The sequence below is a fragment of the Methylobacterium aquaticum genome (genome assembly GCF_016804325.1).
Taxonomy (GTDB): domain Bacteria; phylum Pseudomonadota; class Alphaproteobacteria; order Rhizobiales; family Beijerinckiaceae; genus Methylobacterium; species Methylobacterium aquaticum_C.
In genome coordinates this window covers 5999979-6021752 of sequence record NZ_CP043627.1, presented here as the reverse complement: position 1 = coordinate 6021752, position 21774 = coordinate 5999979, and the positions used below count along the sequence as shown (strand labels likewise).

Below are 21774 nucleotides of genomic sequence, written 5' to 3'. Positions count from 1 at the left end.
AGCCCACCGAGGCGATCTAGCGCGGTCCTAGCGCAGCAGGAAAAAAGCTCTGTTCGATCAACGGGGTAGGGGGCTTTCAGCTCAGATCATAATCCTTGTGTCGGGGGTTCAAATCCCTCCTCCGCTACCATTCAACACCGAGCCAGACCAGGGTTCGGCCCAATACAATCAGCGACTTAGGCCGAAGCCCCGAGCGAGGACGCCGGGGCTCTTTCATTTGGGCCCCGACCCGCTGGGTCGGTTCTGGGTCGCCACCCCCCTCCCGCTAGGCTTGCTGGCGACCCGGGTCGCCCCGCCGCGGGGTTCCTGTGTATAACCTGGCCCGCCGCTCCCGCCGGTCCCGACCCAGCGCCCGCGCCAGGTCGGCCGGCGTCGAGGCCCTGACGAACCCGGGCCCGTCCCGGCGCGCTGCGGCGGCCGCCTCCATCTCCTCCGCCAGGGACCGCCACAGGGCGTCCCTCTCCTCGCCGGCGGCCGCGGCCGCGATGTCGTCGTACCCGAGCATTGACCCTCTCCCTCTTGAGAACAGATAGGGAACAGATCGACCCGGTCAACGGACGGGGTTGGCGGCGCGGAAGGGGAGGGAAGCGATGGAGGCGCCGCGGACGTTGGGGGCGTTCCCGTACCGGCGGGTCGTCATCGTCTGCCCCTGGTGCCCCCGGCGTCGGGGCTCCTACGACACCGAGCGCCTGATCGCGCGCCTCGGGTCCCGGGCGAGCCTGGAAGACGTCCTGGCCGCCATCGTCCGGTGCCGGTGGCCGGCGCCGTGGCACGTCCGGCGGCCGGGGAAATATTTGCCGTGGTGCCGCGCCCGGTTCGCCGACCTGGGGAGCCGGTGCCCTCCGGACCGCGACGTGCCCGCTCCGTAAAAACGTCATCCACTACCCAGGGGTGGATGACGTTTTTACGGAGCCGCCCCCGCCCAGGGTTTCCTTAACCGTGCCCGACGACCCCGCTTGACGCCGGGAATCGGGAGCTGCGATCCCTGGTCCCACGCACTGATGGAGGCCCACCGTGAAACGCATACGCCGCCCCAAACCGACCGAGACCCATCCCCCGGGGGCGTGACGCCGCGCGCGCAGCCCCCTTCCGACAGGAGGCTGCCCTGATGAAGACTTCTCCCCTCACGCACCACCGCAATCTCACGCCCTCGAAGGGCACCCTCTGGCTCGTGGGCGATACCCACTTCGGCCACGCCGGAAGCATCGGCCATTCGGGCCGCCCCTTCCGCGACGTCGCCGAGATGGACCGCCTCCTGATCGAGGCCTGGAACGCCGTCGTCCGCCCTGCCGACACCGTCGTCCATCTGGGCGACTTCGAGTGGGGCCACACCCCGGAGCGGACGGCGCAGATCTTCGCGGCGCTCCCCGGGAAGAAGCACTTGGTCGTCGGAAACCACGACCGCCCCAGGGTGACGTCGCTCCCCTGGGAGAGCGTTCAGGAACGCCTTACCATCCACGCCGCGGGCCGGAAGGTCGTGGCCGATCATTACCCGCTGAGAGCCTGGCCGGGGTCGTTCCACGGCGCCCTGCACGTCCACGGCCACACGCACGGGACGCTCCCCGGGACGAGCCAGTCCTGTGACGTCGGCGTCGACGTCTGGGGCTACGCGCCGGCCCGCCTGGAGGACGTCATCGGCCGGATGGAGGCGACGCCCGAGGAACCGGAGGAGCGGGCCCGGGCCGAGAAGCGGAAGGGCCAGCAGCCCGCCTGAAACGAGAAGGGCCCCCGGCGGCGAACCGGGGGCCCTTCGGCGTTTCAAGCTATATCTCGCGTGGCCCTCGTGGCCGGAGCTCGTCCTCGATGTCGTCCGCCGCCTCCCGCATCCTCTCGGCGTGGGCCTCCAGTTCGGCGGCGTGGTCCCGGAGAAGCTGCGGCAGCGCCTCCTCGACCCAGGGGAGGATTTCGAGGGAGCCGTTCCGCCACCGGGAGACCGAGCGCGGGTCTATCGTCTCCCTCGCGCCGTCGGGGTGGTAGGCCCCGAGGGCCCGGGCCAGCGCCCGGGACCACTCCTCCGTGTCGCCCGTCAGGGCCTCGCCGGCCTTGGCGAGCAAGCCGGGCGTCATCGTCACTTCCGTTCCCTCCAGACGACGGTGCCGCGCTCGGCGTCGACCCAGTAAAAAAGCTCCCACGGCTCGCCTGGGAAAACCCGGCCCCAGGCCAGGACGGCGCCCGAGACGAGCGTGGCGCCGTGGGCGTCGTCGGGGCGCTCCTCGCGGTACCACGCGGGCCGGCGGCGGCCCGTGGAGAGGTCGAAAAACGCGACGCGGGCGCGGGCGTCCTCGACGGTGACGGCGTCGCGAAGGGCGTGCTGGACCGCCTCGACGGCGGGGATGCGGTAGCGGGCGGGGATCTCGCGGACGATCATGGGTGCGGCTCCTCAGAAAGCGCCGGGGATGGCAATGCCGAGGGCGACGTCCTCGTCGTACATGTCGCCGAGCTCGTCGAGCAGCGCGAGCATGTCGAGGTCGATGTCCTTGAGGGACTGCATCTCGACCGCGGGCCGCTCCTCCGTGGCGGGCTGCATGTAGGTGAGCATCACGCTGAACTTGCCGCCGGCGCCGACGTCCTCGGCGTGGCGCGTCCAGGCGTCGTAGGCGTCGTAGGCGTCGTTCGACGTCGCGGCGCGGATGACGAGTTCCAAGCCGGTTCCCGGGATCGGCTTCCATTCGCCGCCGACGACCTCGATGGGCTCGGCATGGAACAGGATGGCCTTGCCACCGGCGAGGGAGAGCGCGAAGGCGGCGTAGTCCTCCTCGCGCTCGCGGCGGGCCAGGGCCCGCTTCAGGACGTGGATCTTGGTGGTCATCGCGGAGTTCCTGCGGTTGCGGGCGGCGGCGCCTGCCCGATGGGGGATGGACGATCCGGCCCCCGGCGGGTCCCCTCGCGAGGAGACCTGCGGGAGGCCGGGGCTCGCGCCCCGGCGGTTGCGTCAGATGTCGGCCAGCGCGGCCATGTCGAGGCGGTACTCCTCGACGCGCTGCAGGAAGGCGATCCGCTGGGCCTCGTCCTGGATGCGCTCCTGCTCGACGCGCTGGCGCTCCGCCTCGGCCTCGATGTGGGCGTAGGCGCCGCCGGCGGCCGCGGCCTCCTCGCGGGTCACGATGGCGACGGTCCGGCGGCGGGCGAGACGCTCCTCGACGGCGAGCTCGGGGTGCGCTTCGAGGCGGGCGAGGAGCTCCTCGCGGCTCGTCCGGTACTTGCTACCGTAGCGGGCGGCGCGACCGGTGAGCGTCGAGCCGGACCAGCTATGGCCCCCGACGAGCAGGTCGCGCTGGTACGAGCCGCGGGCGCACTCCAGGGCGGCGTTGCGGGCGGCGGGGCTGATCTGGGTGTAGGCGGTCATCGCGGATGTTCCTTGCAGTAGGGCGGCTGTGCCTGCCCATGACCGACATATACGTGCGGCCATGGATGTCGTCAAGCATTAGTCAGCATAAATCTCGCATTCTTCGAGTGTAACGCGAGATCAATACTATGTAACGGATTATCAGCGGTGAGTTCCCCGGGATCGAGCCCGGGAGAATGCGGCCTCGAAAGCGGTCGGCGTCCGGGGCGGGGCGCGCCGCGTTTCGCCGGCCGGGTCGCGTCGATGACGCGGAAGGCGACCTCGGGCATGGCGCCGCCGTCGTAGCGGGCGGCTATCCAGGCGGCGCCGAGCTCGTCCGAGATCGTCGGCTGGTCGGTCGCGTCAGCCATGGGCGGCCTCCCCGGAACCGACGCAGGCGGTGCAGGTCACGGCATCGTGCCAGCCGCAGCCCTCGTCGCAGGGGTCCTCCTGGCTGCAGCCGCAGGTCAGGCAGACGCGGCCGACCAGGGACGGGATGCGGACCCGCGACGTTCCGCCCACAACGTCGACCCATTTCCGGTCGATGCCGTCGACGTTCAGCGCAGCGGTTTCCAGGGCTTTGCGCGCTAAACGCTGGGCCTCGGCGCCAGCCCGCTCGGCCGGTCCCGGGAGATACTCGGCGATGGCGCCTGCGACGGCGAGCTCCAGGGCCACCGCCCCGATGCGTGCCTGCTCCTCGGGAGAAAGCGTCGCCCAGACCGTCGCGCCGTCGAAGGGGGCGGGCGAGATGTTGCTGGCGTCAGCCATGGTCGGCCTCCTTGGGCGCCGGGGGTGGCCGCCTCGCCGTCGGCGACGCCGGCGGCGTTCCCGACGATGGCAAGGACGGCCCAGACCAGGACGAATCCCCCGGCCCAGAGGAAGGCGTGCCAGGCCGCCCGGAGGAGCTCCCCGCCGCTGCCGGCGAGGAGGAAGGCGCACGTCACGGCGAAGGCCGCGGTGGTGCAGACGCGGCCGGGGCCTCCGGCGATCAGGGCGAGGACGGCGCGCATCAACGGAGCGTCCCCGCGTAGCCGTAAGTGTCGACGAAGAGGTCGCGGAGCTCGCACTGGAACATGCGCGGCAGGAACGAGCGGATGACCTGCCGGGCGGGGACCTTCGGGCCCTTGGCGTGGAGCGGGTCGTCAGCCTGCTCCATCATGCCCGTGTCCCACTCGATGACCGCCGCGGCGAGGCGCAGCGCGTCCGCCTGGGACGTCTCGTAGGCGAGCGGGACCGTGTACTCGCGAGCCGCCTTCACGTGGAGGAAGCGGACGTAGGCTCCGCCGTCGAACATCGCGATGCCGGTGGCGACGTCGAGGTCGACGGAACTGAGGTTGACGGTGTCGTCGATGTCGAGGGGGACCTGGCGCACGGTGGCGCTCCTGAGAAACCGGGGTGGAGGGGGAGGAATCGGGGGTGCGCCACTGCCGCCTGGCGCGCGACGGAGCCCCTCAGGCCGCGGCGGCGAGGGTCTGCTCGGCGGGCCGCGCCGATCCCGGGCCGTCGTAGCCCGGATGCCGGATCTCGGCCGGGAGCCAGCCCGTCGGCAGGACCGAGGCGACCGCGAACCGGACGAGGTCGGACTTCTTATGGTCCTTGACGCGCCGGGCCTCCGCCTCGCCGAGGACCTCCTCCACGATCTGCAGGATCACGCCCTTCGGCGCGGCCTTGAAGAAGCCCTCGCCGTCGAAGGCGTCATCCAGCGCGGTCTTCATCGCGTCCGGATCGAGGGCACCCATCAGGGCCAACGCTGACGGACGCGTGGCCGGCGCCGAGCGGTTGTAGTGGTGGAGGTTGACCGCATGGCCGGCGACGACCGCCGCGACTTCGAGGAGCTCGTCGACCGGACGGGCAAGCAGTCCGGCCAGGACCGCATCGAAGCTGCCAGTGTTGTGAAGCTGCGCCTGGGCGCCGCCGAGCCCGCCGAGCGTGACGTGGACCGGCCCCGCGCCACGGTGCTCGCACAGGGCGCCAGCCAGGAGGATGGCGAGCCCCGCCTTCGGCGACGACGGCAGCGTGGCCTGAACCGCCCGTGTCGCCTGTTCCGAGAGCCGGTCGATCAGGGCCGACGACAGTCCCTTCTCCTCGGGTTCGGCCGGCGCAGCCGGCTCGGGCTTCGCCGGGACGTCCTCGGGCCGGACGACGTACGGCTCGACGGCGATCTTGCCGTCCGCGCCGAGCGTCACGACGACGCCGGACCGGGCACGGTCCTCCGCGCCGAGGGGGATGCGGGCGGCGGCCTCGATGGCGGCGACCTCGGCGTGCGCGGCCGCGATGGCCTCGTCCGTCGCGTCATCGTCGTCGGCATCAAGATATGCCTGGAGCTCGTCGTACCGGGCCTGCTCCTCAGCCGAGAACGGACGCTGGCCGTCCTTCAGCCGCGGCCAGCTCCAGCGCCACCCCGGAGCCAGGTCCGCCCCCTTGGCGGCCCAGCCCCAGCCTTCCTTGGCGCGGCGCTCGCACTCGGCGTCCAGGCGCTCGTCGACGAGGCGCTGCAGCAGCGCGCGGTCGCTGACGACGTCGCTGCCCCCGAACAGGTCCTCGACGACCGTCCCGCCCGCGGCCTTGTAGGCCTTGGCGCCGACGTAGGAGAGAAGGTGCCCGACGGAACCGTCAAGGCAGAGCTTCTCCCGGATCGACCAAGTGCGGCCGTCCTTGAGGACAGCAGCCAGCACGCGATCCTGGTCGGCGTGGGACGGGGCGAGCGTGAACGTCCGGACATCCTCGGCCCGGACCTTGCCCGCACGCCAAGCGTCGAGCACCGCGGGGCTGACGCCGCCCAGGGCCAGCAGCTTCCGCACCTGCGCGACCGGCTGCCCGAACCGGGCCGCGATGTCCTTCTCCTTCATGCCGGCGCGCCGGAGCTCGGCGTAGGCCTCGACCTGGTCGGCCTCGTGCATCGGCGACTGGTTGATGTTGGCGGCGAGCCCGGCCTCCCGGGCGATCCCGGCGTCGCACTCGGTCGCCGGGACCTTGCTGTGCGGTTCCAGTTTCCCGGCCGCGACGAGGCTTTCGAGGGCGGCGTGACGGCGGTTGCCGTCCACGACGTAGTGGTACCCGTCGCCGCCCGGGACGACGACGAGGGGCTGGATCAGCCCCAGGGTATTGATGGAGGCGGCGAGGGCTTCGAGCCCGGCGTCGCGTCCGGTCTTGCGGACGTTGACGACGCCGGCCGGCGCGTCGGGGTGGTGGCCGGGACGAAGGGAGGAAAGCGCGATCTGCATGGCGGTCACCTGCGATTGAGGGGGTGAAACGGGAGGGTTGCGCCACCGTCGCCTGGCGCGTCGACGGAGGCCCTCAGAACGGGATCTCGTTGGGGTCGCCGGCGGTGAACCGGGCCCTGGCTTCGGGCGCGGGCGTCTCGGCCGGCGGGCGACCGAGGAACCGCGCGAACTCGGCATGCCACCGCTCCTCGCCGAGCCACCGCTGCAAGTCGGCGGCCTCGACGTAGGCGAAGTGGGGGCCGTCGACGGGGCTTCCGCCGCTGTCGTAAGTCCCGCGCTCGTATCCGAGGCGGTAGGCCTCGCGGACGGCGTCGATGTCGCTCACGAATCCCTCCCGAGGGCGGCGGCGGCGAGGGCGACCGCTGCGGCCACGCCGGCCTCGCCGGAGGCCTGGACGGCGATGAACTGGAAGGATGAGGCCGGCGGGGCATCGTCGCGGATGCCGCCCGTCCGCGGGTCGCGGCGCAGGCCGAGGTAGGCGAGGACGAGGGGGTGCGTCGCCTGCCGACCGCCGAGGCTCTTGCTGATGGCCGTCCGCGCCGCCCCGAGGGGCATCGGCATGGTCTCGGCGATGGCCTTCTGGCCCCCGGCCGCCTCAATGGCCTTGGCGAGCCGCTGGCGGACCTGGCGTTCCGTCAGCGTCATGCCGGCCTCCCCGGAGTGAGGCGAGGAAGGCGGGCGCCCCGGACGGGAAGCGTCGGGCGGGACGGCGCGGACGGGGCGGATTCCGGTTCCGTCGCCAGCACGTCCTCGGCGACCTCGGCGGCCTTCGCCTCGGCGCGCTCCCGGGCGGCAGCGTAGGGGTCGTAGGGCGGGGGCTCCGGCGGCGGGCCCGAGCGGTACTCGGCCAGCATGCCCGCGAGGCGCTCGATCTCGGCCTTGGCGGCCCTCTCCAGCGTGAGCTGCGTCGAGGCGACCTGATCGCGCAGGCCTTGGCCCTGGTAGAATTCGAGGCCGACGGCGACGAACCGGCACTCGTCCATCAGACGGGAGAGCCGTTCGCGGGTCTGGCGGGCGTCCAAGGCTGCGAGGCCGTGCGTCCACTTATCCATGGACCGCCTCCACCGGGCGGTATGTGGCGTCGGCCTTTTCGAGCCCCAACGCCGACAGGATCGCCGGCCCGGGCGGACGGCGCCCAGCCAGGGCATCCAGCGTGTAGGCGTGGGACACGCCGTTGAGGCGCGCCCACGCATTCGCGCTCCCCTCCGCCTCGACGCGCTGCCGCAGCAGCGCCCGCACTTCCTCCGCCGTCACCGACGCCTCCTTGGCTATTGACGATGTAAAGCGTGCGCGCTTCAATTTTAGCCGTCAAGGCAAATTCGGTGTTGGAAACGATTTGCACGCACGAGGCCCTTCTGCGTGCAAATCGTTCCCGAGGCCGATGCTGCGACTTTCGAAGGATTACATGATGGATACTTGGTGGCGATCGAAGGACGGAATGATCGATCCTTCAAGGACAGCGACGCCAGTCCTTGCCATCCCGGCCTGGGAGCAGGCCTGCGAGGCCGTCCTAGAGGGAGACCGCCTCGCGCTGGGTGCGCGCTTTTGTCCTGTGGAGAAGGCCGATGGCGACGGCCGGGCTCGCTACGAGCTCGCGCCCGGGACGGTCGTCGCCGTCGCTTCGGCGCGGTCCAGCAGCCCCCAGCGGGCCTACGCCGTGGAGGCGGACGGGACGGTGGCGGAGATCCCCCTCGTCGAGGCGGAGGACCGAATCGATCCCGCGGGCGGGGCCCGGCGCGCGTGGCGACGGCGCTGCATCCGCGCCGGGCTGACGGAGAAGCCGACGCGCTTCACGTTCCAGCGCCACAGCTACGAAGTTGGCGTCGTCTACGACTGGGCTGGGGAGGACTACGTGGCCGTCGTGACGCGAGCCGGTCCCGTGTGCGTATGGGCCCGCGCCGTGACGTACGAGGAGGCCGTCAGCCTCGGGCTAGCGTGACGTACCGAGGATGGCGCGTGTCGTATGCATCGACCCGCGGCATCTTCAAGAGCGTCAGTCCACAGAGGGGATTTCACATGCTGAAGGCGATCTTTGCGGCCGCTGCCCGGGCGCTCGCCGCGATGGGACGCGTTACACTGGTTCCGGTCATCGAGGGCGGGAAGCTCATCTGGCGCGCGGTCCGCACGGCCCTCGTCCCGCCCGATCCCGTCGGGGACGCCGAGGCCGAGCTTGCGCACGAGCTGACAGCGCCTGTAGAGCAGGAGCCGTCCCCGGCGGAGCAGTGGGGCCGCGCCGCGATGCTTTATATGGCGGGCGAGCCCCAGGCCTCGGCCGGGGTCCTCGACGACGCGGCGCGGGCGTATCTCGACGGCCTTTCCGTCGATCAACAAGTCTCCCTGTCGCAGAACGACCCCGCCACCATCGGCCGGCATCTCCTCGGCGAGCGGCTGCTGCCCTCCCTGCCGCGGCCCCCGACGCCTGCGCAGTTCCGCGCCATCGAGGCGGCCCGCGCCGCCGCCGCGGCCGCCGAGGCGCAGCGGGCGCTGGACGGGGACGATTTCAGAACCACGCACTTCCGCGAGGTCCTCGACGACCTCATCGACGAGCCGCTGCCCAAGGCCGCCTGATCGCGCCTCACCGACAAGACGAAGCCCGCCCCGGGCGACCAGGGCGGGCTTTTTCGTGCCCGAAATAAATCTGCGAGAACCGCGTCTTTCTTGCTTAGAGAGCTTGATACTTGCTGCGTGCGCACAAAAAAGCATCACGTGCGCCCGAGATGGCATTCCGTGCGCCCGTCTCAGCCCCGCGCGCGCTTGGCGGCGATGGCCTTCCTGAGGATAGCGTCCCGCAGGCGGTCGTCACCGGCGCGGACCTCGGCGGCGGCGGCGACGGCGGCCGCGACGCGCCGGGCCCGGACGACCGCAGCCTGCCGACGGATGACGGCGGCCTCGGCGTAGGCGGCGTTCAGGTCCAGCCGCTGCGCGATCAGAACCGACCCGAGGCCCAGGGCCCCCGTGGTCAGGACGTTGTCGAAGCTCTCGGCAACCTGGTTGGCGGAGGTGTGGTAAGACGGCATCGGGGCGACCTCCTCGGCTGGGCGTACGTCCAGGAGATCGGGATCCCGGAATCGATGTCCAGCCTCCTCGTGCTGGCGTGGTTACCGAGACCCTGGGCGCTTGTGGATGGCCCGATTTGCCCGCCCTGTTCGTACGCCCCCGACGACAGCGTCAGTAGAGGATGGCGTTCGTATGCTCAGTGTGGCGCCCCGTTACCTCCGCACCGCGTAACGCACGAGCGTCAGACTGTAACGGAAGATCAAACCGACTTTGGCCGCCCCGGATCGACTTCTGGGACGGCTTTAGGCCCTGCCGGTCACTGCACCGCGACGTAGCCCACCAGGTCCGCCAGGGCGGCGTCCTGCGTGGCCGGGGCCGTGAGGGTCAGGACGTCGCCGGCGTTGATCAGGAAGGGGTTGCCGCCGGTCGTCGTGAACGTCGCCACGGCCTTGCCCGCGGCGAAGGCGACGGTGCCGATGTTCGTGCCTTTCAGGGCCAGGGTCAGCGTCGCCGCCCCGGCGGCCGCGGTGCCGGCCTTGGCGGCCGATCCCAGGCGCGAGTTCGCACCCGTCTGGTTCCGGCCGAGGTAGCCCCGCCGGGTAGCCGTCCCAGCAATCGATGCGCGAACTACTGACCCCAAGCGGACCCTCAATCCGCCACCACCGAAGGACCGCATGGGGTGGGTAGCGGCTGCTCAGAAGACAGGTGCCGAGCGGCAAGATCACCCCAGGAGCCATATCTGGTCGTTATTAGAAAAGCTGCCTTCGGCCTATCTCTGAATCAATCAAGCATGCCGTAGATTCATGGTTAAGTATCGAAATAACAAAATTTTATATAATAGCAGTTATTCATATTAATTGCTTAAAGCAAATTAGTGCCGCGACCATAGCTACGGCGAACAAATTACTATTTCTAGTCCGTGTCGTAGAAGCGTAACCTGCCCAGCAGGATGGCAGCTTCGAAGCCCAACATGGATACCCTATTTGACGTTGCGCTAGAAAGCCGTACCACCAGAAGCTTAGTGTGGTAAATTATAAATCACTCGGATCTTAACGTCGCTACGTCGAGGATTATGGGGCAATTTTTGCTGACTTGTGGACGTGGACTGCCGCGATCCGCAGCGACTCCTTGCGGCCCCGCAGGGCACGGACACCGAACTCGGATATGCGGATGTGCCCAGGGAGGTCCCCCAGGCGGTCGAGGAGGTCGCCCGAGACGACGATCTCAGCGCCGAGTTCCTTTGCCAGTCCTTCGAGCCGGCTTGTCGTGTTCAGGGTGTCACCGAAGTACGCGATCTTGCGCCGCTCGAGCCCGATCTCCGCCGTCACTACGGGACCGCAATGGAGCGCGGCTCGGAACCTCGGAACCTCGCCAAAGCGGGCGGTCCATCGCCCGGCATCGGCTTCTACGATACGTAGGACGTCGAACACGCATTCAAGGCAGGCCGCGTCGCGCAGACCGCGCTCCATCGACCAGCTCACCATAGCCATGTCGCCGATGTAGTCGTCGATCGAGCCGCTCGCGCGGCGGACCGGCAGAGCGAGCGCGTTGAAGATTGCCCCAAGCCAGGTCTGGGCGGCGAGGTCGCCGTGCTCCTCGGCAAAGCGCGTCGAGCCTGCCACGTCTAGGAAGAGGAAGATGCGCTCCTCGGTGATCGCTCGGTGGTAGCGCCCGACTAACAGGCTGGCAAAGACGCGCGGACCCATCAGGTCGCGCACGCGCAGGACGAAGGTGACCAGTGCCGAGATCCCGAGAGCGTAGGCAAAGCCAGTCTCCGACATCTTCATCGCAACGTGCGCGTTCGCCATGTAGCCGAAGCCGTGATGGAGGATCGTGCCGGCTACCGCATTGCCGAACACGATCATCGCCACGTAGGTCGCGAGTGTCGCCAGTCCGAAGACCGGCGTCGCGGCGCGACGGCTCCAGTCGCGCCACCGCCGCATCAGCACGCCCCGCTCGTAGAGGAGGACGGGCGCGCCGATGAAGGCGCCGCGCAGGGCGGAGACGAGTGGTTCGATATCGGAGGCAAGACCGTAGATTAGGCCTGCCAGCGCCCCTACGGTAGGCGCCAGGATCCAGAGACCGGAGTGAGAGGATGGCTTCGTATATCGCAGCCCGCCCGATCCGGTTGTCGTACCATCGATCATCGATAACCTACCCCGGTTGCGTTCTCGGAGCCGGATCGGCTTCGGGGCATCCCACCCACTGATGGGTCGCAGGAAATTTCCCGCACGCAACCGTCCCATCGATTGGGGTCCGAGATGATGCTGCGATGCGCTGAGCCACCGCAGCCACGTCGCGCGAAGGTCAACGGGCGTAGCGGGTGAAGACGAAATCGCGCTCCTTCACCCGCGCCTCGTGGCAGGCAAAGCAGGTCTGGTGCTGCGCCTCGTCGACGGGCTTGCCGTCGATGAAGCGGCCGAAGCCCCAGCCGCCCGATTGCGGGTAGCGCGCCGCGTCCTTGACCATGACTTGCACGGTCGTGGCGGGGCCCGGCACCGTCGCCGAATCGAACTCGGCGGAGGGCGTGCGCTTCCAGGCGAGCTTAACCAGGACACTGCCGTCCGGGAACGGCAGCGTGCCGGTCCGGTACGCCTGCACGGCGACGTCGTTGCCGAGCACCGCCCGCAGCTCGTTCAGCGGTGCATCCTCAAGGGCCGGGGCGATCAGGCGCCAATCGCGATATCCGTCAGGAACGGTGATGCCGTAGATCGGCGAGGCTGGCTTCGCCTCGTCTCCGAACGCCTGTACCGCGGCCAGGGCGAGGCCGGCGGCGGCACACAGGAGCAGGGCGCGCCGCCCGCTTGCGTGACGATCAAAAGCCATCGACGTCCACCACCGCTTGCGCGAAGGCCCGCGGCGCCTCCTGGGGAAGGTTATGCCCGATGCCGCCGGTGATCGTGCGGTGCTCGTAGCGCCCGGAGAACTTCCTGGCATAGGCCGCGGGCTCGGGATGGGGCGCGCCGTTCGCGTCGCCCTCAAGCGTGATCGTCGGAATTGCGATAGTTGGGAAGGCGGCGAGCTTGCGCTCGGTCTCGTCGAACCGAGCCTCGCCCTGTGCCAGCCCGAGCCGCCAACGGTAATTGTGGATCGAGACCGCGACGTGGTCGGGATTGTCGAAGGCCAGGGCCGAGCGGGCGAAGGTAGCGTCGTCGAACCGCCACTGCGGCGAGGCGAGCTCCCAGATCAGTCGGGCGAAGTCGCGGGTGTAGCGGGCGTAGCCCTCACGCCCCCGCTCGGTGGCGAAGTAGAACTGGTACCACCACTGCAGCTCGGCCTTCGGCGGCAGCGGCATTGCGTTGGCCTGCTGGCTGCCGATGAGATAGCCGCTTACCGAGACAAGCCCTTTACACCGGGCCGGCCACAGAGCCGCGAGGATGCAGGCGGTGCGCGCGCCCCAATCGCATCCCGCCACGAGCGTCCGCTCGATCTTCAGCGCGTCGAGGAAGGCGACCGCGTCGTGGGCGAGTGCAGCTTGCTGGCCGTTGCGCGGAGTCGCATCCGTGAGAAATCGGGTCGCGCCGTAGCCCCGCAGATACGGAATCAGCACGCGATAGCCCGCACCCGCGAGCACCGGCGCCACCTCGGCGTAGCTGTGGATGTCGTAGGGCCAGCCGTGCAGGAGCAGGACCGGCTTGCCGTCCGCCGGGCCGGCCTCGGCGTAGGCGACCTCAAGGTCGCCGGCTCGGACCCGCTTCAGCGGTCCGAACGACGCGCGAGGCTCCGGTGACGCACTAGGGGTCGTGCCCTGCGCCGCGGCAGGGACGATCCCGGTGACCGTGCCGGCAGCCAACGCGGTGCCGATGTGCCGCAGTAATTGGCGGCGCCCCAATTCCGATGTTGCGCTCATGTATAGTCTCCGATTGTAAGAATGGTCCGCCTCCGCCATTCGGGCGACCAAGCCTCAGGCGACCATCAGCACGACGTCGATTTGTCCGCGGGTCGCCTTCGAATACGGGCAGATCCGGTGCGCCGCCTCGACGACCTGCTCGGTCAGGGCGCGGTCGAGGCCGGGCACGTCGATCGTCAGGCGGGCACTGAGGAAAAAGCCGTCCTCGCCCTGGTTGAGCCCGATCTCGGCATCGATGCTCGGCGGTTGGGGAAGCGTAACGTCGAGCGTCCTCGCCGCACGTACCATCGCGCCCTCGAAGCAGGCGGACCAGCCGGCCGCGAAGAGCTGCTCCGGGTTGGTTCCCTCACCAGCGCTTCCGGGGCGGGACAGCCGTACGTCGAGCCGGCCGTCCAGGCTGCGCGCCGTTCCCTCGCGCCCTCCCACCGTATGGACATGGGCCGTGTACAGGTTGTTCGCGGTCTTGTTCATGGATCGACGCTCCTCCTGGCCAGCCGGACATCGCGAAGGATGTTCGGCGGAATGGGTCGGTCGCAGTAAGCCGTCAGTTTTTGTGCCGAGTGTGTGCTCGAAGGCCGTTTTTGTAAGCGGATGTACGATGCTCTGACGGGTGAGCGTTCAGAGCGTGAAGCCGCCGTCGATGGTGAGGCTTGCCCCCGTGACGAAGCCGGCCTCGGCCCGCGCGAGATAGGACACGAAGCCGGCGACCTCCGACGGGGCGGCGACGCGTCGCAACGGGCTCCGCTCGGAAAGCATCTCGACGGCACCCGCATTGATGTCGGTGTCCGTCGGACCGGGCTGGACGTTGTTGATGGTGATCCGCCGCGGCGCAAGATCGAGCGCGAGCCCCTTCACCATGCCGGCGACGGCGGACTTGGTGAACTGGTAAACGCTCGCCCCAGGCATGCCGGTCCGGAGCGCCACGCAACTGCCGATGGTGACGACCCGGCCGCCATCGGGAATGTGCGGCAGAGCAGCCTGAATCGACAGGAAGACGCCGCGCACGTTGACGTCGATCATCAGGTCGAGGTCATCGAGGGGCACCGCGTCGATGGTCCCGAGCCTCATCACCCCGGCATTGACCACGACGACGTCGAGGGATCCCAAGTTCTCGGTCGCCGCACGTACGGCGTCGCGGATCGCGGCCGGATCGGCGCTGTCTGCGCAAAGTGCATGGGCTTCCCCGCCCCTGGCGCGAACAGCTTCGCTCAGCGCCTCCGCCGCGTCGGCGCGCGAGGCGAAAGTGAAGGCGACCGCGTGGCCATCCTCGGCGAGTCGCGACACGATGGCTGCGCCAATCCCGCGCGATCCGCCGAACACGAGGGCGGTCTTCCGGGCTCCACGATGGTTCAATATCATCATTCACTCCTCTTTCTGGAACGTTCAGTCCATAACGGAACAAAAAAAGGGGGCGCTATCTCAGCGCCCGTAACGCCGTGCGGCCCAGGGCCTCCAGCCTGATCACATCAGCTCCGCCCCGGGCGGCGACCCGGATGCCCGCGAAAGCGGCAATGAGAAAGTCGACCACCTCGTCGGGCTGCAGATCCGTCGAGACGTCGCCGTCGGCCTGTGCCTCGCGAATGCGCGCGCCGATGGCCGCGCGGAGGATCCGGTCGGCTGCCGCGTTGATCTTTCCGACTTCCGGCTTGGAATTTCCGAACTCGCAGATGGCGCCGACACCCAGGCAGGGCTTGCGTGCCTCGTCGACGACCCGCTCCATCATCGCGCGCAGCCCGTCGACGGCCCTTGTCGGGGTCCTCAGCGCAGCCACATGCGCGTGCCCCTCCAGGATGTTGTACCGCTGGAGCGCCGCCTGGTAGAGGCGCCACTTGTCGCCGAACGTGTTGTAGAGGCTCTGGCGCCCGATTCCCATTGCCTCGACGAGCATGTCCGCTGATGTGCCGTCGAAGCCGTGTTCCCGGAACACGTCGATCGCCGCGTCGAGCGCCGTGTCTGGATCGAATGCCTTCGCCCTTGCCATGCTGGACCCATATTGCATTTTTGAATGAACAGTCAATATCAATCGCGCATATCTCTCGTCGGTCCGACCAGGGACCGACAGCCGGAGCCGCGACGCCGATGAGACAGATCCTGACTGCAATGCCCTCCCGCCTTGCTGCCAGGACCGTCTCACCGCATGCCCGCTCAGCTCTCCCTCCTGAACGTCACTTGGTCGGCGCCTGACGGGCGCATCGTCCTCTCGGATCTCTCCGCCAGCTTCGCGCAGGAGCGGACGGGCGTCGTCGGCCGCAACGGGGCCGGCAAGAGCACGCTGCTCGGCCTCCTGGCGGAGCGGCTGCAGCCTACCTCCGGCCGGATCGTCCGCGGCGGGACCGTCGCGCTTCTCCGCCAATTCGCGTGCCTCAATCCGGACGAGACCGTCGCCGATCTGTTCGGGGCGACTGCGGGCTTGGCGCTGCTGCGCCGCGCCGAGGCGGGGGCAGCCGCAGCCGACGAGCTCGCCGCGGCCGACTGGACACTCGAGGAGCGGGTGACCGAGGCGCTAGCCCGGATGGGTGTGCCGGTAAGCCCTGGGACGACGCTGTCCCGCCTGTCCGGTGGGCAGCGCGCCCGGGCGGCGCTCGCAGCGGCGATCTGCGCGCGACCGGACTTCCTGCTTCTCGACGAACCGACCAACGACCTCGATCGCGACGGGCGGCGGGCAGTCCACGCAGTGCTGCGGGGCTGGCGCGGCGGCGCGGTTGTGGTCAGCCACGACCGATGCCTGCTGGACGCGATGGATGCCATCGTGGACTTCGAACCAACGGGGGCCCAGCGCTATGCGGGCGGCTTCGAGGCCTATCGCCAGGCGAAGGCAGCGCACCTAGCCGCGGCCGAGAACGACCTTGCGCTGGCCGAGAAGCGGGCGGCAGACTCCGCTCGTCGCGCACAGGAGACTATCGAGCGCCAGCAGCGCCGCGACGCGGCCGGAAGCCGCCGCGCCGCGCGGGGCGACCTTCCCCGCCTCCTCGCCGGGGCACGCCGGGACAACGCCGAACGGACGGCCGGCGGGAGCGCGCGCCTGGCCGAGCGGCAGCGAGCCTTCGCAGAGTCCGACCTGGCGCGGACGCGCAACCGGATCGCGTCGGTGAAGCCGGCCGTCCTCGCAGTCCCGCCGAGCGGCCTTCACGCCGACCGTCAGGTCCTCGCGATCGAGGACGTGACGGCCGGCTACCGGCCGGGGCAGCCTGTCCTGACCGGCCTGTCTTTGGCGATCACGGGACCTGAGCGCGTCGCTTTGGGCGGATGCAACGGATCGGGCAAGTCGACCCTGCTCGCCATTGTCGCGGGCCGCCTCAGCCCGTGGTCGGGACGGGTATCAGTCGGCGTGCGCGCCGCCCTGCTCGACCAGCGCCTCGGCCTGCTCGACCGCGACCGGACTGTGGCGGAGAACTTCGCGCGCCTCAATCCGGGAGAGGACGCGAACGGGTGCCGGGCGGCCTTGGCGCGGTTCCAGTTCCGCGCCGCTGCCGCCGACCGGACCGTCTCGGCTCTGAGCGGCGGCCAGCAGGTCCGGGCGGCGCTAGCCTGCGTGCTTGGCGATGCGGCGCCACCCCAGCTCCTGATCCTCGACGAGCCGACCAACCACCTCGACCTGGAAGCGGTCGAGGCGCTGGAGGCGGGGCTTGCCGGCTACGACGGCGCGCTCCTGGTCGTCAGCCACGACGAGGCGTTCCTCGGGGCCTTGCGGATCACGCGGCGCGTCGGCCTCGACGATCCCGCCGAATGACCTGCGCGAGGCGCGTTCAGGCGAGCGTCACGATGGCTTCGAGACCGCCGCCCGCGCGGTTGCTTAAGGTGAGCTTGCCGCCGAGCGCGGCGGCGAGTTGGTCGGCGATGGCGAGGCCTAGCCCGGTGCCGCCGGTGTCGCGGTTGCGCGACTCCTCCAGTCTCACGAAGGGCAGCAGCACCGCCTCAAGCTTGTCCGCCGGGATGCCGGGCCCACGGTCCAGCACCGCGATGGCGAGCCGGCCCTCCCTCGCCCGCACGTCGATCTCGGCTCGGCCGGCGTAGCGCAGGGCATTGTCGATCAGGTTCGTGAGGATGCGACGCAGGGCCTGGGGGCGCGTCGCCACCGTGGCGTCGACCAGGGCGGTGAGGGTCACGTCCCGACCGGCGTCCTGGTAATCGAAGACGAGGCTCTCGATGAAGGCGCGCAGGTCGAGGCGGGCCGTCGGCTCGACGTCGCCGTGCACGCTGCGGGCATAGGCGATGCCCTCGCGCACCAGTGCCTCGACCTCGTCGAGATCAGCCAGCAGCCGATCCTGGTCGGGCCCCTCGGCGCCCGTCTCGACCCGCAGCCGCATCCGGGTGATCGGGGTCTGGAGGTCGTGGGAGATCGCCGCCAGGATGCGCACGCGCTCGTCGAGGTGGCGAGCGATGCGAGCCTGCAGCGCGTTGAAGGCTCGTCCTGCGCGCGCGACCTCGTCCGGCCCGGCCTCCGTGAAGCGGGTCGCGGGCCGGCCGGGCTCCAGCCGGTCGGCAGCCTCGGCGAACCGGGCTAGCGGGCGCACCGCCAGCCGGACGGCGAGCCCGACGCAGGCCGCCAGCGCGAGGAGCTGCACGCCCAGGGCCACCGGCAGCCACGACGCGGCCGGCCGCATCGCCGGCCGCACGTCGATGGTGAGTTCCGCGCCGTCGGCGAGCACGGTGTGCCCCTGCAGTCGCTCGGTCGGCGCCGGCACCGTGTCGAACCGAACGGGGAAGCGTGGCGCCAGGGCAATGCGGATCTCGTCCGCGATCATCCGCGCCCGGGACGGGAGGCCAAGCGTTCCGGCCGCGCCGGGACCGAGCTCGTAGCGATAGGTCGGCCGGTCGAGCAGCGGCAACCACCCGGCCCTCTCCTCGGCCGGAAGACGATCCAGCAGGGCGACCGCAACGGCGACGTCGCGCTGGAGCGTCGTCAGCATGACCGCCCGCGCCGACTGGTCCCGTTCCAGGAGCATGATCGCGAAGGCCAGCCCCTGCCCGCACAGGAGCCCGGCGAGCAGGATCAGGAAGAGGCGGCTGCCCAAGCTGCCCGGCAGGCGCGGCCTCATCCGTCGCGCGCCTGCGCGGCGGCAACCGACCATTCGTCGCGAGCCTGCGCGATGACGACCGGCATCGCCAGCACATAGCCCTCGCTGCGCACTGTCTTGATGTAGGCCGGCTCGCGGGCGTCGTCCTGCAGGCGCTGGCGCAGGCGGCTGACCAGGAGGTCGATCGAGCGGTCGAACAGCTCGGCCTCGCGGCCCTGCGTGAGGTTGAGGAGCTGGTCGCGCGAGAGAACCCGCTGGGGGTGGTCGAGCAGGACGCGCAGCAGTCGGTACTCGGCGCCGCTCAGGGGCACGACTGTGCCGGCTTCGTCGAGCAGGTGGCGGGCGGTCGTGTCGAGCCGCCAGGCGCCGAAGGCGACGAGGCGGCCGGCCTCGGTCACCTGGAGGTTCGGAGGCAGCATCCGGGTCCGCCGCAGGACCGCCTTGATCCGGGCGAGCAGCTCGCGGGCCGAGAACGGCTTCACCAGGTAGTCGTCCGCGCCCATCTCCAGGCCGACGATCCGGTCGGTCTCGTCGCTGCGCGCCGTCAGCATCAGCACCGGCGTCGTCCTGTGCCGGCCCGCCCGCAGCTCCCGGCACAGGACGAGGCCGTCGTCCCCCGGCATCATGATGTCGAGCACCACGAGGTCGACCCGGTCCGCCTCGAGGAAGGACCGCATCTGACGGCCGTCGGCGGCCAGACTCACCCGCAGGCCGTTCTTCCTGAGGTAGCCCGAGACCATCTCGCGGATCTCGCGATCGTCGTCGACGACCAGCACGTGATCGATGTGCTCCACGGTTCCCGTCCCCTTTTCGTGCCAGGGATAGCGGGGCCGGGCCCATCCGGCGAGCCGGTTCCGGTAACGCAATGTAGCCGGCCCGGCCGATATCCTTGGGCGGGATCGCGCGGCCGCTACAGAGCAATACAAGGAACGGGGGCGCCGCACACAGGCGGGACATGCGGGGCTGATGAGGAAGGGCGCTCGGACCAAGCAGGAGCCCGCCCGTGATTCTCGCCATCGCCGCCTACCTCGCGGGCGTGCTGACCCTTTTCAGCCCGTGCCTCGTGCCGGTGCTGCCCTTCGTGCTCGCGCGGGTCGACCAGCCCTTCCTGACAGGCACGCTGCCGTTCCTAGTCGGCCTCGGCGCGGCCTTCGTCGCGGCTGCCGGACTAGCCACCCTCGGGGGTGGTGTCGTGGTGTTGCTTGGCACGGCCGGCCGCGTCCTAGCGTTGGGTGCGCTCGCCGTCTTCGCGCTCACGCTCCTGTCGCCCCGCGCCTCGGCGTGGCTGCACCGACCCCTGGTGCGCCTCGGCGGGATCCTGTCGCGGCGCGCGGCCAAGCCGGGTGCCCGCCTGCCGAACGGGGCCTTAGGCTCGCTCGGGCTCGGCGCCGCCACAGGCCTGCTGTGGACGCCCTGCGCCGGACCGATCCTCGGCCTCGTCCTCACCGGGGCCGTCCTGAACGGGCCGGGCTGGCACACGACGGCGCTGCTGGTCGCCTATGCCTTGGGGGCCGCGACAGCCCTCGCCGCGGCCGTCCGCCTGGGCGGCGCGGTGGTCACCTTGATCCGCCCGCATCTGGGGCTAGGCGAGCGCCTGCGCCAGATCGCCGGGGCCGCGATGATCGTGGTGCTTGCCGCGGTCGCCCTCGGGGCCGACGCGGACCTGCTAGCGCGCTATCCTGCGGCAGCGACGACCGCCGTGGAGAACGCGATCCTGACGGAGCTGCGCATCGATCCCGCTCGGGCCGCTCCGACCCGCGCCCTGACTGCCAGCGATCTCCCGGTCGAGGGTCAGCTGCCGAGCCTCGCGGGCGCTACGCACTGGCTCAACGGCGAGCCGCAGACGGTCGAGGACCTGCGGGGTCGGGTCGTGCTGGTCCATGTCTGGACCTATTCCTGCATCAACTGCATCCGCACGCTTCCCACTCTGCGGGCATGGGCCGAGCGCTACCGGGCGCAGGGGTTGGCCGTGATTGGCATCCACGCACCCGAATTCGCCTTCGAGCACGACGTCGGGAATGTCGCGGCGGCGATCCGGCACTTCGCCCTGCCGTATCCGGTAGCAATCGACAACGAGTTCCGGCTCTGGCGCGCCCTGCGCAACTCGTACTGGCCGGCTTTGTACATCGTCGATGCGCAGGGACGCATCCGTCATCACCAGTTCGGCGAGGAAGGTACCGCGCAGTCGGAAGCTGCCGTCCAGGCCCTCCTGGCCGAATCTGCCGGCGGTCGTGCCTCCGGCGGCGGACCGACGCCAACGCGAGCGGCCGGTATCGAGGCCGCTCCCGACCTCGCTCATCTCGCGTCCACCGAGACCTATCTCGGCTCGGACAAGGCCACGCATTTCGCGTCGCCGGAAGGCGTGTCGCCCTGGCCACGCCTCTACACCCCCGGTAGACCGCGGTTGAACGAGTGGTCGCTGTCCGGACACTGGACCATCGACCCCGAATACGCCAGGCTCGATGCACCGGGCGGGAGCACGACGTACCGCTTCCGGGCGCGCGACCTCCACCTCGTCGTCGGGCCCGGACCTGACGGGCTCCCGGTGCCTTTCGACGTGTCTCTCGACGCCGAACCACCCGGCGCGGATCACGGCGCCGACATCGGATCAGACGGCGGCGGCGTCATCTCGGCGACGCGTTTGTACCAGCTCGTTCGCCAATCCGGCGACGTCCGCGAGCGCACCTTCGTGATTCGCTTTCATCGTCCTGGCGCTCGCGTCTATGCATTTACTTTTGGTTGAGCGTATTGAATAATATGATTTACGTATTTCAAATGGTATTATTTCTTATTTGATTGCATATATATTTTATTTAATACATCAATATCCTATAAAAATGACTCATTTCAGTCTAATATACTTATTGGCGGTATTTGAGTGTAATTTATATTTATTTCGCAAGTAATAATAAATATTTAGTAATAGCAATTTTATAGATACTTGTCATCTGGGATACCTAACCGGAATGGTAGACTCGGTTGGCCATATACGGTGAAATTATGGCCGCCGCTTTTAGATTATCCTCTTACCGAGTTAATTGCTGGGCCGGCCTGCTCCAAAGTCCGCATGGGTTTGAGAGCAGCGGCTCAGCACCGACCAACCCGACGTCGCCTGATGGCGCATACTGAACAGGCGGCATGCCGGCTGAGGTCACTGTCAAGATTTCAGTTGGCAACCGTCTGCATGTCCGTTGGAGGCATAGTTCTGGTCCACTGACGCGTGGTCACGTACCTGCACATGGTTGCGGGCGTACCCGCGGAGCGGAAGGGGAGGGGACCTGGGCAGTCGGTCAAAGGCGGCAAGAGTGCACCCGCCTTCATCGATGCACTATCGGGTCTGAGGTGCTGGACCAGCTTCCG

At 69.4% G+C, this 21774-nt stretch carries 28 protein-coding genes; 5 read left to right on the top strand and 23 right to left on the bottom strand.

The features are described 5' to 3' along the window. Nucleotides 1–265: 265 nt before the first annotated feature. Nucleotides 266–505 (bottom strand): hypothetical protein, encoded by a 240-nt coding sequence (locus tag F1D61_RS27685; RefSeq protein WP_203155277.1) that lies wholly within the window; start codon nucleotides 503–505, stop codon nucleotides 266–268. A gap of 603 nt (nucleotides 506–1108) precedes the next feature. Between F1D61_RS27685 and F1D61_RS27680 the strand changes: the two genes are divergently transcribed. Then, nucleotides 1109–1714, top strand: coding sequence for a metallophosphoesterase (locus F1D61_RS27680; protein ID WP_203155276.1), 606 nt, complete (start codon nucleotides 1109–1111; stop codon nucleotides 1712–1714). Between the two features lie 49 nt (nucleotides 1715–1763). Here F1D61_RS27680 and F1D61_RS27675 read toward each other — a convergent pair whose 3' ends face one another. From F1D61_RS27675 to F1D61_RS27620, 12 genes are all read right to left on the bottom strand, one after another. After that, nucleotides 1764–2066, bottom strand: a complete 303-nt coding sequence (locus F1D61_RS27675; protein ID WP_203159315.1) for a hypothetical protein — start codon at nucleotides 2064–2066, stop codon at nucleotides 1764–1766. Nucleotides 2067–2068: 2 nt separating this feature from the next. Further along, nucleotides 2069–2368, bottom strand: coding sequence for a hypothetical protein (locus tag F1D61_RS27670; RefSeq protein WP_203155275.1), 300 nt, complete (start codon nucleotides 2366–2368; stop codon nucleotides 2069–2071). 12 nt (nucleotides 2369–2380) lie between these two features. Beyond that, nucleotides 2381–2809: a hypothetical protein gene (locus F1D61_RS27665; RefSeq protein ID WP_203155274.1), complete on the bottom strand. Its 429-nt coding sequence runs from the start codon at nucleotides 2807–2809 to the stop codon at nucleotides 2381–2383. Between the two features lie 123 nt (nucleotides 2810–2932). Continuing rightward, nucleotides 2933–3346 (bottom strand): hypothetical protein, encoded by a 414-nt coding sequence (locus F1D61_RS27660; RefSeq protein WP_203155273.1) that lies wholly within the window; start codon nucleotides 3344–3346, stop codon nucleotides 2933–2935. A 71-nt stretch (nucleotides 3347–3417) separates the two neighbouring features. Continuing rightward, a complete protein-coding gene (locus tag F1D61_RS27655; RefSeq protein WP_203155272.1) occupies nucleotides 3418–3696 on the bottom strand; it encodes a hypothetical protein in 279 nt (92 codons plus the stop codon). After that, nucleotides 3689–4093, bottom strand: coding sequence for a hypothetical protein (locus F1D61_RS27650; protein ID WP_203155271.1), 405 nt, complete (start codon nucleotides 4091–4093; stop codon nucleotides 3689–3691). The genes F1D61_RS27655 and F1D61_RS27650 overlap by 8 nt, the downstream gene beginning before the upstream one ends. 241 nt (nucleotides 4094–4334) lie before the next feature. Further along, nucleotides 4335–4697, bottom strand: coding sequence for a hypothetical protein (locus tag F1D61_RS27645; protein ID WP_203155270.1), 363 nt, complete (start codon nucleotides 4695–4697; stop codon nucleotides 4335–4337). A gap of 79 nt (nucleotides 4698–4776) precedes the next feature. Next, nucleotides 4777–6549 (bottom strand): ParB/RepB/Spo0J family partition protein, encoded by a 1773-nt coding sequence (locus F1D61_RS27640; RefSeq protein WP_203155269.1) that lies wholly within the window; start codon nucleotides 6547–6549, stop codon nucleotides 4777–4779. A gap of 73 nt (nucleotides 6550–6622) precedes the next feature. Next, on the bottom strand, nucleotides 6623–6874 hold the full coding sequence (locus tag F1D61_RS27635) for a hypothetical protein (protein ID WP_203155268.1): 252 nt from the start codon (nucleotides 6872–6874) through the stop codon (nucleotides 6623–6625). Beyond that, the gene (locus F1D61_RS27630; RefSeq protein WP_203155267.1) at nucleotides 6871–7194 is read right to left on the bottom strand and encodes a hypothetical protein; all 324 of its coding nucleotides are present in this window, start codon (nucleotides 7192–7194) and stop codon (nucleotides 6871–6873) included. Before F1D61_RS27630 ends, F1D61_RS27635 begins: the two co-directional genes overlap by 4 nt. Continuing rightward, a complete protein-coding gene (locus F1D61_RS27625) occupies nucleotides 7191–7601 on the bottom strand; it encodes a hypothetical protein (protein WP_203155266.1) in 411 nt (136 codons plus the stop codon). The genes F1D61_RS27630 and F1D61_RS27625 overlap by 4 nt, the downstream gene beginning before the upstream one ends. Beyond that, entirely contained in the window at nucleotides 7594–7803 is a 210-nt protein-coding gene (locus F1D61_RS27620) for a hypothetical protein (RefSeq protein ID WP_203155265.1), read from the bottom strand. Before F1D61_RS27620 ends, F1D61_RS27625 begins: the two co-directional genes overlap by 8 nt. A gap of 127 nt (nucleotides 7804–7930) precedes the next feature. Between F1D61_RS27620 and F1D61_RS27615 the strand changes: the two genes are divergently transcribed. Beyond that, nucleotides 7931–8488: a hypothetical protein gene (locus F1D61_RS27615; protein ID WP_203155264.1), complete on the top strand. Its 558-nt coding sequence runs from the start codon at nucleotides 7931–7933 to the stop codon at nucleotides 8486–8488. 77 nt (nucleotides 8489–8565) lie between these two features. Then, nucleotides 8566–9117 (top strand): hypothetical protein, encoded by a 552-nt coding sequence (locus F1D61_RS27610; RefSeq protein WP_203155263.1) that lies wholly within the window; start codon nucleotides 8566–8568, stop codon nucleotides 9115–9117. Between the two features lie 170 nt (nucleotides 9118–9287). Here F1D61_RS27610 and F1D61_RS27605 read toward each other — a convergent pair whose 3' ends face one another. From F1D61_RS27605 to F1D61_RS27570, 8 genes are all read right to left on the bottom strand, one after another. Then, nucleotides 9288–9566, bottom strand: a complete 279-nt coding sequence (locus F1D61_RS27605) for a hypothetical protein (RefSeq protein ID WP_203155262.1) — start codon at nucleotides 9564–9566, stop codon at nucleotides 9288–9290. 296 nt (nucleotides 9567–9862) lie between these two features. Further along, a complete protein-coding gene (locus tag F1D61_RS27600) occupies nucleotides 9863–10186 on the bottom strand; it encodes a hypothetical protein (protein WP_203155261.1) in 324 nt (107 codons plus the stop codon). A gap of 430 nt (nucleotides 10187–10616) precedes the next feature. Further along, nucleotides 10617–11693: an adenylate/guanylate cyclase domain-containing protein gene (locus tag F1D61_RS27595; RefSeq protein WP_135414709.1), complete on the bottom strand. Its 1077-nt coding sequence runs from the start codon at nucleotides 11691–11693 to the stop codon at nucleotides 10617–10619. A gap of 160 nt (nucleotides 11694–11853) precedes the next feature. Then, nucleotides 11854–12372, bottom strand: coding sequence for a cytochrome P460 family protein (locus F1D61_RS27590; RefSeq protein WP_203155260.1), 519 nt, complete (start codon nucleotides 12370–12372; stop codon nucleotides 11854–11856). Further along, nucleotides 12362–13396, bottom strand: a complete 1035-nt coding sequence (locus F1D61_RS27585) for an alpha/beta fold hydrolase (protein ID WP_203155259.1) — start codon at nucleotides 13394–13396, stop codon at nucleotides 12362–12364. The genes F1D61_RS27590 and F1D61_RS27585 overlap by 11 nt, the downstream gene beginning before the upstream one ends. Before the next feature lie 54 nt (nucleotides 13397–13450). Beyond that, nucleotides 13451–13867: an organic hydroperoxide resistance protein gene (locus F1D61_RS27580; protein ID WP_135414706.1), complete on the bottom strand. Its 417-nt coding sequence runs from the start codon at nucleotides 13865–13867 to the stop codon at nucleotides 13451–13453. 147 nt (nucleotides 13868–14014) lie between these two features. Further along, nucleotides 14015–14755 (bottom strand): SDR family NAD(P)-dependent oxidoreductase, encoded by a 741-nt coding sequence (locus F1D61_RS27575; protein ID WP_432443327.1) that lies wholly within the window; start codon nucleotides 14753–14755, stop codon nucleotides 14015–14017. Nucleotides 14756–14810: 55 nt separating this feature from the next. Continuing rightward, complete coding sequence (locus tag F1D61_RS27570; protein ID WP_203155258.1) at nucleotides 14811–15377, bottom strand: TetR/AcrR family transcriptional regulator; 567 nt, start codon at nucleotides 15375–15377, stop codon at nucleotides 14811–14813. 156 nt (nucleotides 15378–15533) lie between these two features. On the opposite strand from F1D61_RS27570, the gene F1D61_RS27565 reads away from it, so the two are divergent. After that, on the top strand, nucleotides 15534–17126 hold the full coding sequence (locus F1D61_RS27565) for an ATP-binding cassette domain-containing protein (RefSeq protein WP_203155257.1): 1593 nt from the start codon (nucleotides 15534–15536) through the stop codon (nucleotides 17124–17126). Nucleotides 17127–17142: 16 nt separating this feature from the next. Here the strand turns inward: F1D61_RS27565 and F1D61_RS27560 are convergent, their stop codons facing one another. Together F1D61_RS27560 and F1D61_RS27555 are read right to left on the bottom strand one after the other, a co-directional pair. Further along, nucleotides 17143–18435, bottom strand: a complete 1293-nt coding sequence (locus F1D61_RS27560) for a sensor histidine kinase (RefSeq protein WP_246775569.1) — start codon at nucleotides 18433–18435, stop codon at nucleotides 17143–17145. Further along, nucleotides 18432–19208 carry a response regulator gene (locus tag F1D61_RS27555; protein ID WP_203155255.1) on the bottom strand — a complete coding sequence of 259 codons (777 nt, stop codon included), beginning with the start codon at nucleotides 19206–19208 and terminating at the stop codon, nucleotides 18432–18434. Before F1D61_RS27555 ends, F1D61_RS27560 begins: the two co-directional genes overlap by 4 nt. 209 nt (nucleotides 19209–19417) lie before the next feature. On the opposite strand from F1D61_RS27555, the gene F1D61_RS27550 reads away from it, so the two are divergent. Beyond that, nucleotides 19418–21157, top strand: a complete 1740-nt coding sequence (locus F1D61_RS27550) for a redoxin domain-containing protein (protein ID WP_203155254.1) — start codon at nucleotides 19418–19420, stop codon at nucleotides 21155–21157. Nucleotides 21158–21774 lie beyond the last annotated feature (617 nt).

Coding starts and splice junctions, on each gene's coding strand:
- F1D61_RS27670 (WP_203155275.1), bottom strand. CDS start 2,368: ATGATCGTCCGCGAGATCCCCGCCCGCTACCGCATCCCCGCCGTCGAG.
- F1D61_RS27640 (WP_203155269.1), bottom strand. CDS start 6,549: ATGCAGATCGCGCTTTCCTCCCTTCGTCCCGGCCACCACCCCGACGCG.
- F1D61_RS27570 (WP_203155258.1), bottom strand. CDS start 15,377: ATGGCAAGGGCGAAGGCATTCGATCCAGACACGGCGCTCGACGCGGCG.
- F1D61_RS27660 (WP_203155273.1), bottom strand. CDS start 3,346: ATGACCGCCTACACCCAGATCAGCCCCGCCGCCCGCAACGCCGCCCTG.
- F1D61_RS27655 (WP_203155272.1), bottom strand. CDS start 3,696: ATGGCTGACGCGACCGACCAGCCGACGATCTCGGACGAGCTCGGCGCC.
- F1D61_RS27615 (WP_203155264.1), top strand. CDS start 7,931: ATGCTGCGACTTTCGAAGGATTACATGATGGATACTTGGTGGCGATCG.
- F1D61_RS27560 (WP_246775569.1), bottom strand. CDS start 18,435: ATGAGGCCGCGCCTGCCGGGCAGCTTGGGCAGCCGCCTCTTCCTGATC.
- F1D61_RS27610 (WP_203155263.1), top strand. CDS start 8,566: ATGCTGAAGGCGATCTTTGCGGCCGCTGCCCGGGCGCTCGCCGCGATG.
- F1D61_RS27580 (WP_135414706.1), bottom strand. CDS start 13,867: ATGAACAAGACCGCGAACAACCTGTACACGGCCCATGTCCATACGGTG.
- F1D61_RS27665 (WP_203155274.1), bottom strand. CDS start 2,809: ATGACCACCAAGATCCACGTCCTGAAGCGGGCCCTGGCCCGCCGCGAG.
- F1D61_RS27590 (WP_203155260.1), bottom strand. CDS start 12,372: ATGGCTTTTGATCGTCACGCAAGCGGGCGGCGCGCCCTGCTCCTGTGT.
- F1D61_RS27605 (WP_203155262.1), bottom strand. CDS start 9,566: ATGCCGTCTTACCACACCTCCGCCAACCAGGTTGCCGAGAGCTTCGAC.
- F1D61_RS27585 (WP_203155259.1), bottom strand. CDS start 13,396: ATGAGCGCAACATCGGAATTGGGGCGCCGCCAATTACTGCGGCACATC.
- F1D61_RS27685 (WP_203155277.1), bottom strand. CDS start 505: ATGCTCGGGTACGACGACATCGCGGCCGCGGCCGCCGGCGAGGAGAGG.
- F1D61_RS27675 (WP_203159315.1), bottom strand. CDS start 2,066: ATGACGCCCGGCTTGCTCGCCAAGGCCGGCGAGGCCCTGACGGGCGAC.
- F1D61_RS27575 (WP_432443327.1), bottom strand. CDS start 14,755: ATGATATTGAACCATCGTGGAGCCCGGAAGACCGCCCTCGTGTTCGGC.
- F1D61_RS27625 (WP_203155266.1), bottom strand. CDS start 7,601: ATGGATAAGTGGACGCACGGCCTCGCAGCCTTGGACGCCCGCCAGACC.
- F1D61_RS27565 (WP_203155257.1), top strand. CDS start 15,534: ATGCCCGCTCAGCTCTCCCTCCTGAACGTCACTTGGTCGGCGCCTGAC.
- F1D61_RS27680 (WP_203155276.1), top strand. CDS start 1,109: ATGAAGACTTCTCCCCTCACGCACCACCGCAATCTCACGCCCTCGAAG.
- F1D61_RS27650 (WP_203155271.1), bottom strand. CDS start 4,093: ATGGCTGACGCCAGCAACATCTCGCCCGCCCCCTTCGACGGCGCGACG.
- F1D61_RS27630 (WP_203155267.1), bottom strand. CDS start 7,194: ATGACGCTGACGGAACGCCAGGTCCGCCAGCGGCTCGCCAAGGCCATT.
- F1D61_RS27595 (WP_135414709.1), bottom strand. CDS start 11,693: ATGATCGATGGTACGACAACCGGATCGGGCGGGCTGCGATATACGAAG.